Origin of the sequence: Streptomyces flaveus (genome assembly GCF_014647675.1) — a bacterium.
GTDB classification, from domain to species: domain Bacteria; phylum Actinomycetota; class Actinomycetes; order Streptomycetales; family Streptomycetaceae; genus Streptomyces; species Streptomyces flaveus.
This window is the reverse complement of the sequence record NZ_BMPQ01000017.1, coordinates 106,075-121,913: the sequence shown is the minus strand read 5'-3', so window position 1 is coordinate 121,913 and position 15,839 is coordinate 106,075. Positions and strand designations below refer to the sequence as shown.

At 69.4% G+C, this 15,839-nt stretch carries 9 protein-coding genes; 8 read left to right on the top strand and 1 reads right to left on the bottom strand.

From position 1 onward, the window contains the following. Nucleotides 1-405 precede the first annotated feature (405 nt). From IEZ21_RS28850 to IEZ21_RS28825, 6 genes are all read left to right on the top strand, one after another. Nucleotides 406-2,238 carry a flavin-containing monooxygenase gene (locus IEZ21_RS28850; RefSeq protein WP_189324800.1) on the top strand — a complete coding sequence of 611 codons (1,833 nt, stop codon included), beginning with the start codon at nt 406-408 and terminating at the stop codon, nt 2,236-2,238. Then, on the top strand, nt 2,235-3,917 hold the full coding sequence (locus IEZ21_RS28845) for an SMP-30/gluconolactonase/LRE family protein (RefSeq protein WP_189324799.1): 1,683 nt from the start codon (nt 2,235-2,237) through the stop codon (nt 3,915-3,917). Before IEZ21_RS28850 ends, IEZ21_RS28845 begins: the two co-directional genes overlap by 4 nt. A gap of 296 nt (nt 3,918-4,213) precedes the next feature. Continuing rightward, nucleotides 4,214-5,728, top strand: coding sequence for a diaminobutyrate--2-oxoglutarate transaminase family protein (locus IEZ21_RS28840; RefSeq protein ID WP_373302319.1), 1,515 nt, complete (start codon nt 4,214-4,216; stop codon nt 5,726-5,728). Nucleotides 5,729-5,889: 161 nt separating this feature from the next. Continuing rightward, complete coding sequence (locus IEZ21_RS28835) at nt 5,890-7,824, top strand: IucA/IucC family protein (protein ID WP_189324797.1); 1,935 nt, start codon at nt 5,890-5,892, stop codon at nt 7,822-7,824. 39 nt (nt 7,825-7,863) lie between these two features. Next, on the top strand, nt 7,864-8,676 hold the full coding sequence (locus IEZ21_RS28830) for a GNAT family N-acetyltransferase (protein WP_189324796.1): 813 nt from the start codon (nt 7,864-7,866) through the stop codon (nt 8,674-8,676). A 138-nt stretch (nt 8,677-8,814) separates the two neighbouring features. Then, nucleotides 8,815-10,791 (top strand): ATP-dependent DNA helicase, encoded by a 1,977-nt coding sequence (locus IEZ21_RS28825; protein ID WP_189324795.1) that lies wholly within the window; start codon nt 8,815-8,817, stop codon nt 10,789-10,791. A 110-nt stretch (nt 10,792-10,901) separates the two neighbouring features. Here the strand turns inward: IEZ21_RS28825 and lexA are convergent, their stop codons facing one another. Further along, on the bottom strand, nt 10,902-11,684 hold the full coding sequence (gene lexA, locus IEZ21_RS28820) for a transcriptional repressor LexA (RefSeq protein WP_033318887.1): 783 nt from the start codon (nt 11,682-11,684) through the stop codon (nt 10,902-10,904). A gap of 532 nt (nt 11,685-12,216) precedes the next feature. Between lexA and nrdR the strand changes: the two genes are divergently transcribed. Both nrdR and IEZ21_RS28810 read left to right on the top strand, forming a co-directional pair. Further along, nucleotides 12,217-12,768 carry a transcriptional regulator NrdR gene (nrdR, locus tag IEZ21_RS28815; RefSeq protein ID WP_033318886.1) on the top strand — a complete coding sequence of 184 codons (552 nt, stop codon included), beginning with the start codon at nt 12,217-12,219 and terminating at the stop codon, nt 12,766-12,768. Between the two features lie 150 nt (nt 12,769-12,918). Further along, a complete protein-coding gene (locus tag IEZ21_RS28810; protein WP_189324794.1) occupies nt 12,919-15,822 on the top strand; it encodes a vitamin B12-dependent ribonucleotide reductase in 2,904 nt (967 codons plus the stop codon). The last annotated feature ends 17 nt before the right edge of the window (nt 15,823-15,839 follow it).

Genomic DNA, 15,839 nt, shown 5'->3' with positions numbered 1-15,839 from the left:
GGAGGTCGGCACGCCCTGATCGCCGGCGCCGAGGGTTCCGACGTGTCCGAAGCCCTCGCCAGCGCGCTGAAGTCGGCGGGCTGTCAGGTCGCGGCGGCGAGGCAAGGCGGACCAGGAGAAACCCGCCCTGATCCACACCCGGCGGGGCTTCGGTTACTGGCTCGGCTGCCCGAGTGCTTCGTCGTCGACAGTTCGCTGGGTCTGACACGTATCGAGTCCGCTCGTGTCTCAGCGGGCTGTGATCTCCGCCATGTCAGGTTTCTGTCCGGAAAGCGACCGAAGGCTGTCAGCCAGCCCTGCTTGCATATGTGCCGCGGCTCGCCCTGGCGTTCCGCTCCGATCAGCAGTCCCCCCACACGAGCGCATCACCTGTCCATCACCTTGGACAGCAGAAAGGGCACACGCATGTCCACCTCCCCACAGTCCGTCGGACACCCCTCGACCCCCGAAGAGCTGGGCTTCGACCCCGACGCCCTGCGTGCGAAGTACCGCGCCGAGCGCGACCGCAGGATCCGTCCCGACGGGAACCAGCAGTACCGGCGCCTCACCGGCCTGGGCTCGTACGCCGATGACCCGTACACCGAGTTCGTCGCCCGGGAGCCGTTGCACGACCGGGTCGAGGCGGTGGTGATCGGCGGCGGGTTCGGCGGGCTGCTCGCCGGGGCGCGGCTGCGGCAGGCGGGCGTGGAGTCGATCCGGGTGATCGAGCAGGCCGGCGACTTCGGCGGAACCTGGTACTGGAACCGGTATCCGGGCATCCACTGCGACATCGAGTCGTACATCTATATGCCGCTGCTGGAAGAACTCGGCTACGTCCCGAAGTGGAAGTACGCGCCGGGAGAGGAGATCCGGCAGCACGCGATGGCGATCGGGCGGCACTTCGACCTCTACGACGACGCCTGCTTCCAGACCCAGGTGAACGAACTGCGCTGGGACGACACCGACTTGGAGTGGACCGTCAGCACGGACCGCGGGGACCGGATGCGGGCCCGCTATGTGGTGATCTCCAGCGGAACGCTCAGCACGCCCAAACTCCCCGCCGTCACCGGCATCGAGACATACAAGGGACACGTCTTCCACACCAGCCGCTGGGACTACGACTACACGGGCGGCGACGCGAACGGCGGCCTGGACAAGCTGGCCGGCAAGCATGTCGCCGTCATCGGCACCGGGGCGACCGCGATCCAGGTCGTCCCGCACCTGGGCCGTGACGCCGGACACCTGTACGTGTTCCAGCGCACGCCCTCCACGGTGGACGTGCGCGGCCAGCGCCCCACGGACCCGGAGTGGGCCAAGTCGCTGGAGCCGGGCTGGCAGAAGCGGCGGATGGAGAACTTCCTGAAGATCGTTACCGGCATCCGGGTGGACGAGGACCTGGTGAACGACGCCTGGACCAGCAGCGCCCGGTTGCAGGAGAAGCTCGTCCCGACCAACGCGTACGCGGACGTGCCGGCCGAGGAGCGGGAACGCGCCTACGAGATCGCCGACTTCATGAAGATGAACGAGCTGCGCGCCCGGGTGGACTCCATCGTCGAGGATCCGGAGACGGCGGAGAAACTCAAGCCGTGGTACCGCTACATGTGCAAGCGGCCCACGTTCAGCGACACCTACCTCGACACGTTCAACCGGCCCGATGTGACGCTGGTGGACACGGCCGACACCCACGGAGTGGAACGGATCACCGAGGACGCCGTCGTGGTCGGCGACACCGAGTACGAGGTCGACTGCGTCGTCTTCGCGACCGGCTTCCAGGTCGGGGTGTCGGGGATCCTGTCCGGACAGCTGCCGGTGTACGGCCGGGGCGGCACCAACCTGCTGGAATCCTGGAGGACCGGCGGCGTGAAGACGCTGCACGGGTTCACCATGGGCGGCTTCCCCAACCTCTTCTCACTCGGCCCGCTGCAGAACGCCTCCGCCGTGAACTACGTGCACATCCTCGACGAGCAGGCGACCCACGTCGCCGAGATCGTCACCGAGGCGCGCAAGCGGCAGGCCCAGTACGTCGAGCCGACCGCCGAGGTCCAGGACGCCTGGGCGGCCACGATCCGCGAGAAGGCCGCCGACCTGCACAAGTTCCAGGCCGAGTGCACCCCCGGCTACTACAACAACGAAGGCAAGCCGCGGCAGCGCAGCGAGTCGTACGGCGACGGGCCGATCGCCTTCCACGAGCTGCTCCGCCGCTGGCGCGAGGACGGCGGCATGGACGAGGTCCTCGGGGAGACGGAGCAGCCGGCATGAACAACGTGTCTTCCAGCCGGTTCGACGACACCGGCAACCGGCAGGTCACCAGCGCTCGTTGGCAGGCCGAGCGGCTCAACCCGCCCAACCGGCTGTGGGGTTCCAACGGTGTCGCGTTCGGGCCCGACGGGCGGCTGTACGTCGCCCAGTTTCTGGCCGGCCAGATCAGCGCCGTCGACCCCGCCACCGGGGACGTCGACGTGATCGTGCCGATGGACAGCCCCGTCCAGTCGCCGGACGACCTCGCCTTCGGAGCGGACGGCTCGATGTACATCGCCGACCTGGTTCCGGGGCGGGTGTGGCGCCGCAGCCCGCGGGGCGAGTACACGCTCGTCTCCGACGACGTGACGAACCCGAACGGCATCACCTGCGTCGGCGACCGGCTGTTCGTGAACGAGATGAAGCCCGACGGCCGTCTGATGGAGCTCTTCCCGGACGGCCGCGACCCCGTGGTCCTCACCGAAGGACTGGCCCTCGGCAACGCGATGCAGCTCGGCCCGGACGGCCACCTCTACTACCCGCACATGATGAGCGGCCCGAACCCCCTGCTCAACGGCCAGGTCTGGCGGATCCCGCCGGACGGGGGCGCGCCCGAGGTGGTCGCGGACGACGTCCACCAGCCGGTCGCCGTGCGGTTCGACCAAGGTGGGGTCCTGCACGTCCTGTCCCGGGGCCCCGAGGGCATCGTCACCCGCATCGACCTGCACGGCAGCGGGTCGCGGGCGCTGGTCACCAGTGGGGTGGTCGGCCTGGACAACGCGGCGTTCGACGCCGAGAACCGCATGTTCGTCTCCAGCTACGCCAGCGGCGGGGTCACCGAGATGCAGCCCGACGGGCGGACGCGTGAGCTCGTGCCGCGCGGTTTCGACGGGCCGTACGGAGTCACGATCGACCTGGGCGGCACGGTGTACGCCGCCGACCACTACCGGGTGGCGAGCCCGGCACTGTCCCACGAGGGCGAACCGCACCGCACGGGCTCCGCCGGGGGCGAGCCCGGTGGCGTGACCACCGAGGCCCTGCTGCACTTCTCCCACGGCATCACCACCGACGGTGAACTCCTGCACCTCACCTCGCAGTTCGGGCAGGTGCAGACGTACGACCCGGCGCAGAAGACCACCCGGACACGGGCCACCGGACTGAACCGGCCCCTGGGCATCACGGTCGGGCCGGACGGTTCGCTCGTCGTCGCGGAGACGGGCGCCGGACGGGTCGTGGCCGTGGACGCGAGCGATGCCGTCACCGTGCTCGCCGAGGGCTTCGAGCAGCCCGTGGACGTGGCCTTCGACGCGGAAGGGCGCTGCTATGTCAGCGACGAGCGGCGGGGTGCCGTACTGAGGATCGAGGAGGACGGGAAACCGACGGTCGTCGCGGAGGGGCTCGGCGCACCGCAGGGGCTGGTGGTCCTGGGCGACGAGCTGTTCACGGTGGAGACCGGGCAGCGCAGGCTGCGGGCGATCTCGCTGACGACGGGGGAGTCCCGGATCGACGCCGAGGAGCTGCCGGTCGGTCCACCGCCGGGCGTAGTGCCCCGCGCCGAACCCGCCCTGTTCGCGGGCGGCATGCCCGGCCTGGCCCGCCGCTTCGCCGGACTCGCCGTCGCCCCGGACGGCACACTGCTCCTCTCGGCCGACGGGGAGGGCACCGTGCTGCGGCTGACGTCCCCGGAAGGACCACGGTGAGCGGCCTGACCTGAACTCATTGAGTCGGACGTGCACTCCCAGGCCAGGGTCGCGCATCCGGTCCCGGCTCACCGGTCACTACACACCCGTCACCGCTCTCGCTGCCTGCTCCTTGCCGCTCTCCTCGGAAGCACTGGCACTCGGCAGTCCCGCCGCGGCAAGGATCTTCGTCCCGCCGTTGCCCCTCGGGGTCCATGTCGTTGGTACGTACGGGTGGCGTTCCGTCTGCGTGCATCCCCTGCCGCCCGCTCGGGTGGCCGAGCAACTCGCCTCTGGACAGCGGGAGGACCGACAACGTGGCCGTGACCGAGTCTGAGCCCGGCGTGGCGCCCGCGATGCGCGAGGCCGAGCTCGCGCCCTTGGCGCACGAGGGGATTCTGCGACGGCAGTCGGCGCGCGAGTCCGCGGCGCGCACCTATGCGCGCGCCCTGCCGATCGTGCCCGTCCGGGCGCGTGGGCTGACGATCGAGGGAGCCGACGGATCGCGCTACCTGGACTGCCTTTCGGGCGCGGGGACCTTGGCCCTCGGGCACAACCATCCCGTCGTGCTGGAAGCGATCAGAAAGGTCCTCGACTCGGGGGCGCCGCTGCACGTCCTCGATCTGGCCACACCCGTCAAGGACACGTTCACCACCGAGCTGTTCCGTACGTTGCCGCCCGGTTTCGCCGACCACGCGCGCGTGCAGTTCTGCGGGCCCGCCGGCACAGACGCGGTCGAGGCCGCCCTCAAGCTGGTGCGCGCCGCGACCGGGCGTACCGGGGTGGTCGCCTTCTCCGGCGCCTACCACGGGATGACCGCGGGGGCGCTCGAAGCGTCCGGGGGCGCGTCGGATGTACGGGTCGCGCGCCTGCCCTATCCGCAGGACTACCGCTGCCCGTTCGGCGTCGGCGGCGAGCGAGGAGCCGAACTCGCCGCGCGCTGGACGGAGTCCCTCCTCGACGACCCCAAGTCCGGGGTGCCCGGACCCGCCGGGATGATCTTGGAGCCGGTGCAGGGCGAGGGCGGCGTGATTCCGGCGCGCGACGACTGGATGCGGCGGATGCGGGACATCACGTCCGCCCGCTCCATCCCCCTGATCGCCGACGAGATCCAGACGGGCGTCGGCAGGACCGGCGCCTTCTGGGCGGTGGAACACAGTGGCATCACACCCGACGTGATGGTCCTCTCCAAGGCCATTGGCGGCAGCCTGCCGCTGGCCGTCGTGGTCTATCGCGATGACCTCGACGTATGGGAACCCGGCGCCCACGCCGGTACGTTCCGCGGCAATCAGCTCGCCATGGCCGCCGGCGCGGCGACCCTCGCGTACGTCCGTGAGAACCGTCTCGCCGAGCGCGCCGCCCTCCTCGGCGCACGCATGCTGGCCCAACTGCGCGGCCTGGCAGCCGACTTCCCCTGCATTGGTGACGTAAGCGGACGAGGACTGATGATCGGCGTCGAACTCGTGGACCCGGAGCAACCACCCGAGCCCGTCGCCGAGGTCGACGCCCAGGCCGGGAGCGCCGTCGGCGGGCCGCGTCCCGCCGCCCCCGATCTGGCGGTCGCCGTCCAGCGGGAGTGCCTGCGCCGCGGGCTGATCGTGGAACTCGGCGGACGACACTCCAGCGTGGTACGGCTGCTCCCGCCCCTGACCATCACCGACGAGCAGGCGAACGCGGTGCTCGACCGCTTGTCGGACGCGGTCGCCTCGGTCGCGGCGGCACCAACTGCCCTGCGGGAACGCGGCATTGAGCATGGCGGGCATGCCGGGTACGGCGGGTCGGCCGGGCGCGCGGAACGGGCCGAGTGGGCCGGACAGGCCGCCGCACGGTGATACCGCAGGGCGTCGCCGAGCGGCCCGACCTCCACGCAGGCGCCACTCGGACGCCGACATCACATCACCCGAAGCAACCACGAAACGCCCAGGCCCAACGAAGCCCGGAACAACCCCAGTTCGTCGCGACACGACCCTGAACCACCTCCCAAGGAACTCACTTGAACGCCATCCCTGCACCCCACAGCCACACCGACACCCGTACCGTCGAGCCGGGCCCGGGCGCAGAATCCATCCCTGGGCAGCAGGGACGGCCCGGGCCCGCGCCAGGGGACTCCGCACGGCTGCGCGGTGCCGCCGCCGGCCTGGATCCGCTGGACCACCCCGATCCGCACACCGCGGCCCAGGCGGCAGCCATGGAGAACCTGCTGCGCTGCTGGGTACGGGAAAACGACCTCGCCGCTCCGAAGGACGGCATCCTCCGCATCCAACTCCCGGCCAGCGGCACTGCCCTGGTCGTCCCGGTGCACTACTGGTCCCCGACAGGCTGGCACCGCTTCGGCCTCCCCCACCTTTCCGACGCCCCCCATCAGGCACCCCCCACAGACGCGGCCACGCTGGCGGCGCTCCTCGGACGAGAGACCCAGGCGGACGGTACGGAGGGCAGGGCGGAGGCCAGGGCCGACGACAGCGGTGATTTGGTGCGCCGCGTGGCCGACTCCGCTCAGCGCACCGTCCTGTTCATCAGCGACCGCAGGGAGCACCCCGCCGACGGCCCGGACCTCTTCCTCTCCGCCGAACAGTCGCTCGTGCTCGGTCACCCGCTGCACCCCACCCCGAAGAGCCGCGAGGGACTCTCCGAGGCCGAAACCCGGCTCTACTCACCCGAGTCACGCGGCTCCTTCCCCCCGCACTGGATGGCTGTCGCCCCCTCCGTACTCGCCACCGACTCGGCCTGGACCGAGCGTGGCCGCCCCGTACCCGCTCAGCAACTCACCGCCCGGCTCGCCGGCCCCGGACTGCCGCTGCCCGACGGGTACGCCGCGCTCCCGATGCACCCCTGGCAGATCCGCGAGGTCCGCCACCGCTCCGCAACGGCGCAACTTCTGGACGCCGGTCTGCTCCAGGACCTCGGTCCCCATGGCGACGCCTGGCACCCCACCTCCTCCGTACGCACCCTCTACCGCCCCGGCGCCCCCGCGATGCTGAAGCTTTCGCTGGGCCTGTGCATCACCAACTCCCGCCGGGAGAACCTCCGCAAGGAACTCCACCGCGGTGTCGAAGTCCACCGCCTGCTGCGTGCAGGCCTCGCCGAACAGTGGCGGGCGGCGCACCCGGGCTTCGACATCGTCCGCGACCCGGCCTGGCTCGCCGTCGACGACCCGGACGGCAACCCCGTGCCCGGGCTCGACGTGATGATCCGCCACAACCCGTTCACGCCGACGGACTCCGTCTCCTGTATCGCCGGGCTCGTCTCGGTCAGGCCTCAGGACCCGCCCGGCGAACCGTCCGGCTCCGGGCAGGGCAGGCCCACGATGCGATCACGGCTCACCGAGATCGTCACCCGCCTCGCCGGGCACACCGGACGCTCACGCGGCGCTGTCACCACCGAGTGGTTCCTCCGCTACCTGGAACAGGTGATCCGCCCCGTCCTCTGGCTGGACAGCGAGGCGGGCATCGCGCTGGAGGCCCACCAGCAGAACACCCTGGTCCTGCTGGACCCGCAGGGCTGGCCCGTCGGTGGCCGCTACCGCGACAACCAGGGCTACTACTTCCGCGAGTCCCGGCGCACGGAGCTGGACAAACGGCTCCCCGGCATCGGCGAGCACAGCGACACCTTCGTCTCCGACGAGGTCACCGACGAACGCTTCGCCTACTACCTCGCCATCAACAACGTGCTCGGCCTCATCGGCGCCTTCGGCTCCCAACACCTCGCCGACGAGCGGCTGTTGCTCGCCGCCTTCCGCCACTTCCTCGCCGACGTCGCCTCCGGCCCCGCACGACTGCGTACACCCCTGCCCGCCTGTCTGCTCGACTCACCCGTCCTGCGCTGCAAGGCCAACCTGCTGACCCGGCTGCACGGGCTCGACGAACTCATCGGCCCGGTCGACACCCAGTCCGTCTACGTCACCATCCCCAACCCCCTTCATTCCTGAGGAACATGACCCACCCCATCTCCTGAGAGGAGCGTCGCCGTGCCTCCCACCGATGCGAGCACCGACGCCGGTTCCGCCCCCATCACCTCCCTCGGCAGCGACACGGGCCCGGACGCGGACAGCCAGGACACACTCGACCTGCGTCTGCCCGACGAACTCGTCGCGCTCTTCGCCGAGGAAGCCGAAGCAGCCAGGGCAGCCGAGCGCGCAGCGGAACAGGGCGGAGGGAAGAGCACGGCGAAGCCCGACCCCGTCACCCCGACCGTCACCCCGACCGGTGACGACCTGCTCGACGGCATCGGCGGATGGGGTCCCATCGCCAGCCCCGCCGGCCTGCTCCACCTCGTCCCCGTACGCATCGACCGTGACCTGACGCTCATCAGCCGCTGGATGAATGACCCCGCCGTCGCGGCGTTCTGGGAGCTGGCCGGACCCGAGACGGTCACCGCGAATCACCTGAGTGCCCAGCTCGACGGGGACGGCCGCAGCGTTCCCTGTCTCGGCGTGCTGGACGGCACGCCGATGAGCTACTGGGAGATCTACCGTGCGGACCTCGACCCACTGGCCCGCCACTATCCCGCTCGTCTCCATGACACCGGAATCCACCTCCTCATCGGTGCTGTCGCCAACCGCGGTCGGGGACTTGGCTCAACACTGCTCAGAGCCGTCTCCGACCTCGTACTCGACCGGCGCCCCTCGTGCGCACGCGTCGTCGCGGAACCCGATCTTCGCAACACTCCCTCCGTGTCCGCCTTCCTGAGCGCCGGCTTCCGGTTCTCCGCCGAGGTCGACCTGCCCGACAAACGGGCCGCCCTCATGGTCCGAGACCGGGCCCTGCGCGATGTGCTGTAGCGCCATCACTTCTGGTACACCGCTCGACCCGATCCGGTTCCCAGTCGAACCCGATCCGGTTCCCGGCCGCTTGATCGCACGCCCGACCCCGGCATTGATCGCCCGGGTGTCAGTGCGGCGCCGTAGGGTGGACGCGCTATGACAGAGCACTCACTCCCTGAACTCCTGCATGCCGCCGTCACAGCCGTCGGCGGTACGGAGCGCCCTGGCCAGGTGACCATGGCCGAAGCCGTCGCGGAGGCCATCGACGCCGGCTCCCATCTGCTGGTCCAGGCGGGCACCGGCACCGGCAAGTCGCTCGGCTACCTGGTGCCCGCGCTCGCACACGGGGAGAGAGTCGTCGTGGCGACGGCCACCCTGGCGCTCCAGCGGCAGCTCGTGGAGCGGGACCTTCCGCGCACGGTCGACGCGCTGCATCCGCTGCTGCGCCGCCGCCCCGAGTTCGCGATGCTCAAGGGCCGGTCGAACTACATGTGCCTGCACCGCCTCCATGAGGGCATGCCGCAGGACGAGGAGGAGGGCCTCTTCGATCAGTTCGAGGCGGCCGCGCCCACCAGCAAGCTGGGCCAGGACCTGCTGCGGCTGCGGGACTGGGCGGACGACACCGAGACCGGCGACCGCGACGACCTCACCCCCGGAGTCTCCGACCGGGCCTGGTCGCAGATCTCCGTGTCGTCCAGGGAATGCCTGGGCGCCTCGAAGTGTGCGTACGGCGCAGAGTGCTTCGCCGAGATGGCCCGCGAGCGGGCCAAACTCGCCGAGGTCGTCGTCACCAACCACGCGCTTCTCGCGATCGACGCCATCGACGACGCCCCGATCCTGCCGCAGCACGAGGTGCTGATCGTCGACGAGGCCCATGAGCTGGTCTCTCGCGTCACCGGAGTCGCGACCGGCGAGCTCACTCCCGGCCAGGTCAACCGAGCCGTGCGCCGCGCCGCGAAGCTCGTCAACGAGAAGGCGGCCGACCAGCTCCAGACCGCCGCCGAGGGCTTCGAGCGCCTGATGGAGCTGGCCCTGCCGGGCCGCCTGGAGGAGATCCCGGAGGACCTCGGGTACGCGCTGATGGCACTGCGCGACGCCGCCCGTACGGTGATCTCGGCGATGGGGGCGACACGCGACAAGTCCGTCGGCGACGAGGACGCGGTACGCAAACAGGCACTCGCCTCCGTGGAGTCGATCCACGACGTGGCCGAGCGGATCACGAACGGCTCCGAGTGGGACGTCGTCTGGTACGAGCGCCATGACCGCTTCGGAGCCTCCCTGCGCGTAGCGCCGATGTCCGTGTCGGGCCTCCTCAGAGAGAAGCTCTTCGGGGACCGTTCCGTGGTCCTCACCTCGGCGACACTGAAGCTCGGCGGCGACTTCAACGGAATCGGGGCCTCGCTGGGGCTGGCTCCCGAGGGCACGGAGGGCGAGGACGTCCCGCAGTGGAAGGGCGTCGATGTCGGCTCACCCTTCGACTACCCGAAGCAGGGCATCCTGTACGTCGCCAAGCATCTGTCGCGTCCCGCACGCGACGGCGACCGCACGGACATGCTGAACGAGCTGACGGAGCTGATCCAGGCGGCGGGCGGCCGGACGCTCGGACTCTTCTCGTCGATGCGGGCCGCTCAACTGGCGGCCGAGGAACTACGCTCACGCATCCCCGAGTTCCCTATCCTCCTCCAGGGCGAGGAGACCCTGGGCGAGCTGATCAAGAACTTCGCGGCCGACCCGAAAACCTGCCTCTTCGGCACTCTCTCGCTCTGGCAGGGCGTCGATGTCCCCGGCGCCAGCTGCCAGTTGGTCGTCATGGACAAGATCCCCTTCCCACGCCCGGACGACCCGCTGATGAGCGCCCGCCAGAAGGCCGTCGAGGACGCCGGAGGCAACGGCTTCATGGCCGTCGCCGCCACGCACGCGGCACTGCTCATGGCCCAGGGCGCCGGCCGTCTCGTACGAGCGATGGGGGATCGCGGCGTAGTAGCCGTACTGGACCAGCGCCTGGCCACGGCCCGTTACGGCAGCTATCTGAAGGCGTCACTGCCCGACTTCTGGTACACGACGGACCGTAACCAGGTACGGCGGTCGCTGGCCACGATCGACGAGGCGGCACGGAAGGCAGAGAGCGAGTAGACGACTGTGCTGTCCCCGGCATCGGCCGGGCACAGCACAGGGCCCCGAAACCGGCGCAGGTGGTTCCGGGGCCCGGATCAGGGGGCGGAGGGTGTTCCGCCCGCGGGTACTCACACCCGCCGCAGCACCGCCACGACCTTGCCGAGGATGGTCGCCTCGTCGCCGGGAATCGGCTGGTACGCGGAGTTGTGGGGCAGCAGCCACACATGGCCGTTCTCGCGCTTGAAGCGCTTGACCGTGGCCTCGCCGTCCAGCATCGCGGCCACGATGTCGCCGTTCTCGGCGACCGGCTGGCGGCGGACCGTCACCCAGTCCCCGTCGCAGATCGCGGCCTCGATCATCGAGTCACCGACGACCTTCAGGACGAACAGCTCGCCGTCCCCGACCAGCTGTCGGGGCAGCGGGAACACGTCCTCGACCGACTCCTCGGCGAGGATCGGGCCACCGGCGGCGATTCGGCCGACCAGCGGGACATACGACGCGGCCGGCTTGCCCGCCGTGTCGGTGGGCTGGACGGTGGACTGGTCGGACCCTCGGACCTCGTAGGCACGGGGCCGGTGCGGGTCGCGCCGCAGGAAACCCTTGCGTTCGAGTGCCATCAGTTGGTGTGCGACCGAGGAGGTGCTGGAGAGGCCCACGGCCTGCCCGATCTCCCGCATCGACGGCGGGTACCCGCGCCGCTGCACGGAGTCCCTGATGACCTCGATCACCCGGCGCTGCCGGTCGGTGAGTCCGGAGCTGTCCGCCCGGATTCCCGGAGGTCGGCCCGGCAGGGAGCGCGTGGGCTTGGGTCCCTCCTGATTCAATGCTTCATTCATGGCATGCACCGGCTCGAGTCGGCCCTGGGAGCGGTCCTGGGCAGTGATGGTGGCGCTGTCTGCGGTGGTGGTCACGGTTGGCCCCTCTCGTTCGTCTCCCTGCTGGACAACGGTAGTTGCTTTCGAAAGGTTGCGCCAAACACACGTTCGAGTGAAAGATTGCGAATCGCCTGGCGTGATCATGTGTTTGGGTGTATGACCAACACTGCATCTGGCGGACAAAACGGCTGATCGCTGTACTCTTCGCCGCCGGGGCGATGACCTCGTGGGTCGGCGCCCAGTCTGCCACCCGGTGTCCCGTCAACCGGGTACCGGCCCCTGTCGTGCGGCGCCCACGTTATCCCCGCAGGCCCCGGCGCCGGTATGGGTGTGCGGCACATGTCGAGATCGATGTGCCATGCGCGCTCGGGGGGAAGCGACACGCGCACGCGAGGAAAATTTACGACCAAACCCCAGATCTAGTGGTTGGATGGCAATAGCAGCCCAGAAGTTGTGGTCCCCCGGGTCCTCCGGGGTCTGATCATCGCCTATGCTGGGGACTGCTTCGAGGGGCCCAAGTGGCCTGTCGAGGCTATTGAGTCGTGCTGTGAAGGAGGGTTGGAGTTCGATGCACTGCCCCTTCTGCAGGCACCCCGACAGCCGTGTCGTCGACAGCCGTACGACCGATGACGGTACGTCGATCCGCAGGCGCCGCCAGTGTCCGGACTGCTCCCGTCGATTCACGACGGTGGAGACGTGTTCGCTCATGGTGGTCAAGCGGTCCGGAGTCACCGAACCCTTCAGTCGTACCAAGGTCATCAATGGCGTCCGCAAGGCCTGCCAGGGACGGCCTGTCACCGAGGACGCACTCGCCCAGCTCGGCCAGCGGGTCGAGGAGGCGGTGCGGGCCACCGGAAGCGCCGAACTGACCACCCACGACGTGGGGCTGGCCATTCTCGGCCCGCTGCAGGAGCTGGACCTCGTGGCCTATCTGCGGTTCGCGTCCGTCTACCGGGCGTTCGACTCGCCGGAGGACTTCGAGGCCGCCATCGCGGAACTCAGGGAACAGACGCAGCGCCCCGCCGCGGACGACGATGACGCGGGCGAGGGGCGCCAGGGAAGCGACCGCGGGTCCGGAGGGACTGCCGAAGCCCCCGTGCCCGCAGGCGCCGGCGACTGACGAGCGGGCCGACCCGCGTCGGCCGGTCGGCGGCGATTCAGAGACCTGTTGCGAGCGGTCGCGTATGCGCTGCGCGCAACACCAGACACACACGTGCCCCGGGAAGAACGAGGCACTTCAGGGCGTTTTGGCCCGATACAGGGAGGCGGCATGACAGAGACGGCGAGCGGTCCGGCACGGAGTTCCCGAGCCAAGGGCACCAAGGTGAACAAGGGGCTGCGGATCGAGCGCATCCACACCACCCCGGGCGTGCATCCGTACGACGAGGTCGAGTGGGCGCGTCGTGACGTCGTCATGACCAACTGGCGCGACGGCTCGGTCAACTTCGAGCAGCGTGGCGTCGAGTTCCCCGAGTTCTGGTCGGTGAACGCGGTCAACATCGTCACCAGCAAGTACTTCCGGGGTGCTGTGGGCACCCCGCAGCGCGAGGTGAGCCTCAAGCAGCTCATCGACCGCATCGTGAAGACCTACCGGAAGGCCGGTGAGGACTACAAGTACTTCGCCTCGCCCGCCGACGCCGAGATCTTCGAGCACGAGCTGGCGTACGCCCTCCTGCACCAGATCTTCAGCTTCAACTCGCCGGTGTGGTTCAACGTCGGCACTCCGCAGCCTCAGCAGGTCTCCGCCTGCTTCATCCTGGCCGTCGACGACTCCATGGACTCGATCCTCGACTGGTACAAGGAAGAGGGCATGATCTTCAAGGGCGGCTCGGGGGCCGGCCTGAACCTCTCCCGGATCCGTTCGTCCAAGGAACTGCTGTCTTCCGGGGGCAACGCCTCCGGTCCGGTCTCCTTCATGCGCGGTGCCGACGCCTCGGCAGGAACGATCAAGTCCGGTGGCGCCACCCGCCGTGCCGCCAAGATGGTCATCCTCGACGTCGACCACCCCGACATCGAGGACTTCATCCAGACCAAGGTCAAGGAAGAAGAGAAGATCCGCGCCCTGCGTGACGCGGGCTTCGACATGGACCTGGGCGGCGACGACATCACGTCCGTCCAGTACCAGAACGCCAACAACTCGGTCCGTGTGAACGACGCGTTCATGAAAGCGGTCGAGAACGGCGAGAAGTTCGGCCTGCGCGCGCGGATGACCGGCGAGGTCATCGAGGAGGTCGACGCCAAGGAGCTCTTCCGCAAGATGGCCGAGGCCGCCTGGGCCTGCGCCGATCCGGGCATCCAGTACGACGACACCATCAACCACTGGCACACGTGCCCGGAGTCCGGCCGTATCAACGGCTCGAACCCGTGCAGCGAGTACATGCACCTGGACAACACGTCCTGCAACCTCGCCTCGCTGAACCTGATGAAGTTCCTGAAGGACGACGGTTTGGGCAACCAGGCCTTCGACGTCGAGCGCTTCTCCCAGGTCGTCGAGCTTGTCATCACGGCGATGGACATCTCCATCTGCTTCGCGGACTTCCCGACCCAGAAGATCGCCGAGAACACCCGCGCCTACCGTCAGCTGGGCATCGGATACGCCAACCTCGGCGCCCTCCTGATGGCCACGGGCCACGCGTACGACTCCGACGGCGGCCGGTCCCTCGCCGGCGCCATCACCTCCCTGATGACGGGCACGTCGTACAAGCGCTCCGCGGAACTCGCCGCGGTCGTCGGCCCGTACGACGGTTACGCACGCAACGCACAGCCGCACCAGCGCGTCATGAAGCAGCACTCCGACGCCAACGCCGTGGCCCTCCGCGTGGACGACCTGGACACCCCGATCTGGGCCGCCGCCACGGAGGCCTGGCAGGACGTGGTCCGTCTCGGCGCGAAGAACGGCTTCCGCAACGCCCAGGCGTCCGTCATCGCCCCGACCGGCACCATCGGTCTGGCGATGTCCTGCGACACCACCGGCCTCGAGCCCGACCTCGCGCTGGTCAAGTTCAAGAAGCTGGTCGGCGGCGGCTCGATGCAGATCGTCAACGGCACCGTGCCGCAGGCCCTGCGTCGCCTCGGCTATCAGGAGGAGCAGGTCGAGGCGATCGTCGATCACATCGCCGAGCACGGCAATGTGATCGACGCCCCTGGCCTCAGGCACGAGCACTACGAGGTCTTCGACTGCGCCATGGGCGAGCGCTCCATCTCCGCGATGGGCCACGTCCGCATGATGGCCGCGATCCAGCCCTGGATCTCCGGCGCGCTCTCCAAGACGGTCAACCTGCCGGAGTCGGCGACCGTCGAGGACGTCGAGGAGGTCTACTTCGAGGCGTGGAAGATGGGCGTCAAGGCGCTCGCGATCTACCGCGACAATTGCAAGGTCGGCCAGCCCCTCTCCGCCAAGAACAAGGGCAACCAGAGCCCCGAGGCCACCGCGGCCGCCGAGCGGGCGGAGGAGACCATCCGGGAGACGGTCGAGAAGATCGTCGAGTACCGCCCGGTCCGCAAGCGCCTCCCCAAGGGCCGTCCCGGCATCACCACCTCCTTCACGGTGGGCGGCGCCGAGGGCTACATGACCGCGAACTCCTACCCGGACGACGGTCTCGGCGAGGTCTTCCTGAAGATGTCCAAGCAGGGCTCCACCCTCGCGGGCATGATGGACGCCTTCTCGATCGCCGTCTCCGTAGGCCTGCAGTACGGCGTGCCCCTGGAGACGTACGTTTCGAAGTTCACCAACATGCGCTTCGAGCCGGCCGGCATGACGGACGACCCGGACGTGCGGATGGCGCAGTCGATCGTCGACTACATCTTCCGCCGCCTGGCGCTCGACTTCCTGCCCTTCGAGACGCGTTCCGCGCTCGGCATCCACTCCGCCCCGGAGCGTCAGCGTCACCTGGAGACCGGTTCGTACGAGCCGACCGACGACGAGCTCGACGTCGAGGGTCTCGCCCAGTCCGCGCCCCGCGCGCAGGAACTGAAGGCCGTCGCATCCCCGAGGGCCGAGGTCGAGGCGGCCAAGCCCGCCCCGCAGCAGGCGCACACCAGCGCGGAGTTGGTGGAGATGCAGCTGGGTATCCAGGCGGACGCCCCGCTGTGCTTCTCCTGCGGTACGAAGATGCAGCGGGCCGGGTCCTGCTACATCTGCGAGGGCTGCGGCTCGACCAGCGGCTGCAGCTGATCCACACACCGTGAGGG

What these genes read in the sequence shown, in the direction of transcription:
- IEZ21_RS28850 (WP_189324800.1), top strand. Translation starts at nt 406, where the DNA reads ATGTCCACCTCCCCACAGTCCGTCGGACACCCCTCGACCCCCGAAGAG.
- IEZ21_RS28845 (WP_189324799.1), top strand. Translation starts at nt 2,235, where the DNA reads ATGAACAACGTGTCTTCCAGCCGGTTCGACGACACCGGCAACCGGCAG.
- IEZ21_RS28825 (WP_189324795.1), top strand. Translation starts at nt 8,815, where the DNA reads ATGACAGAGCACTCACTCCCTGAACTCCTGCATGCCGCCGTCACAGCC.
- nrdR (WP_033318886.1), top strand. Translation starts at nt 12,217, where the DNA reads ATGCACTGCCCCTTCTGCAGGCACCCCGACAGCCGTGTCGTCGACAGC.
- IEZ21_RS28810 (WP_189324794.1), top strand. Translation starts at nt 12,919, where the DNA reads ATGACAGAGACGGCGAGCGGTCCGGCACGGAGTTCCCGAGCCAAGGGC.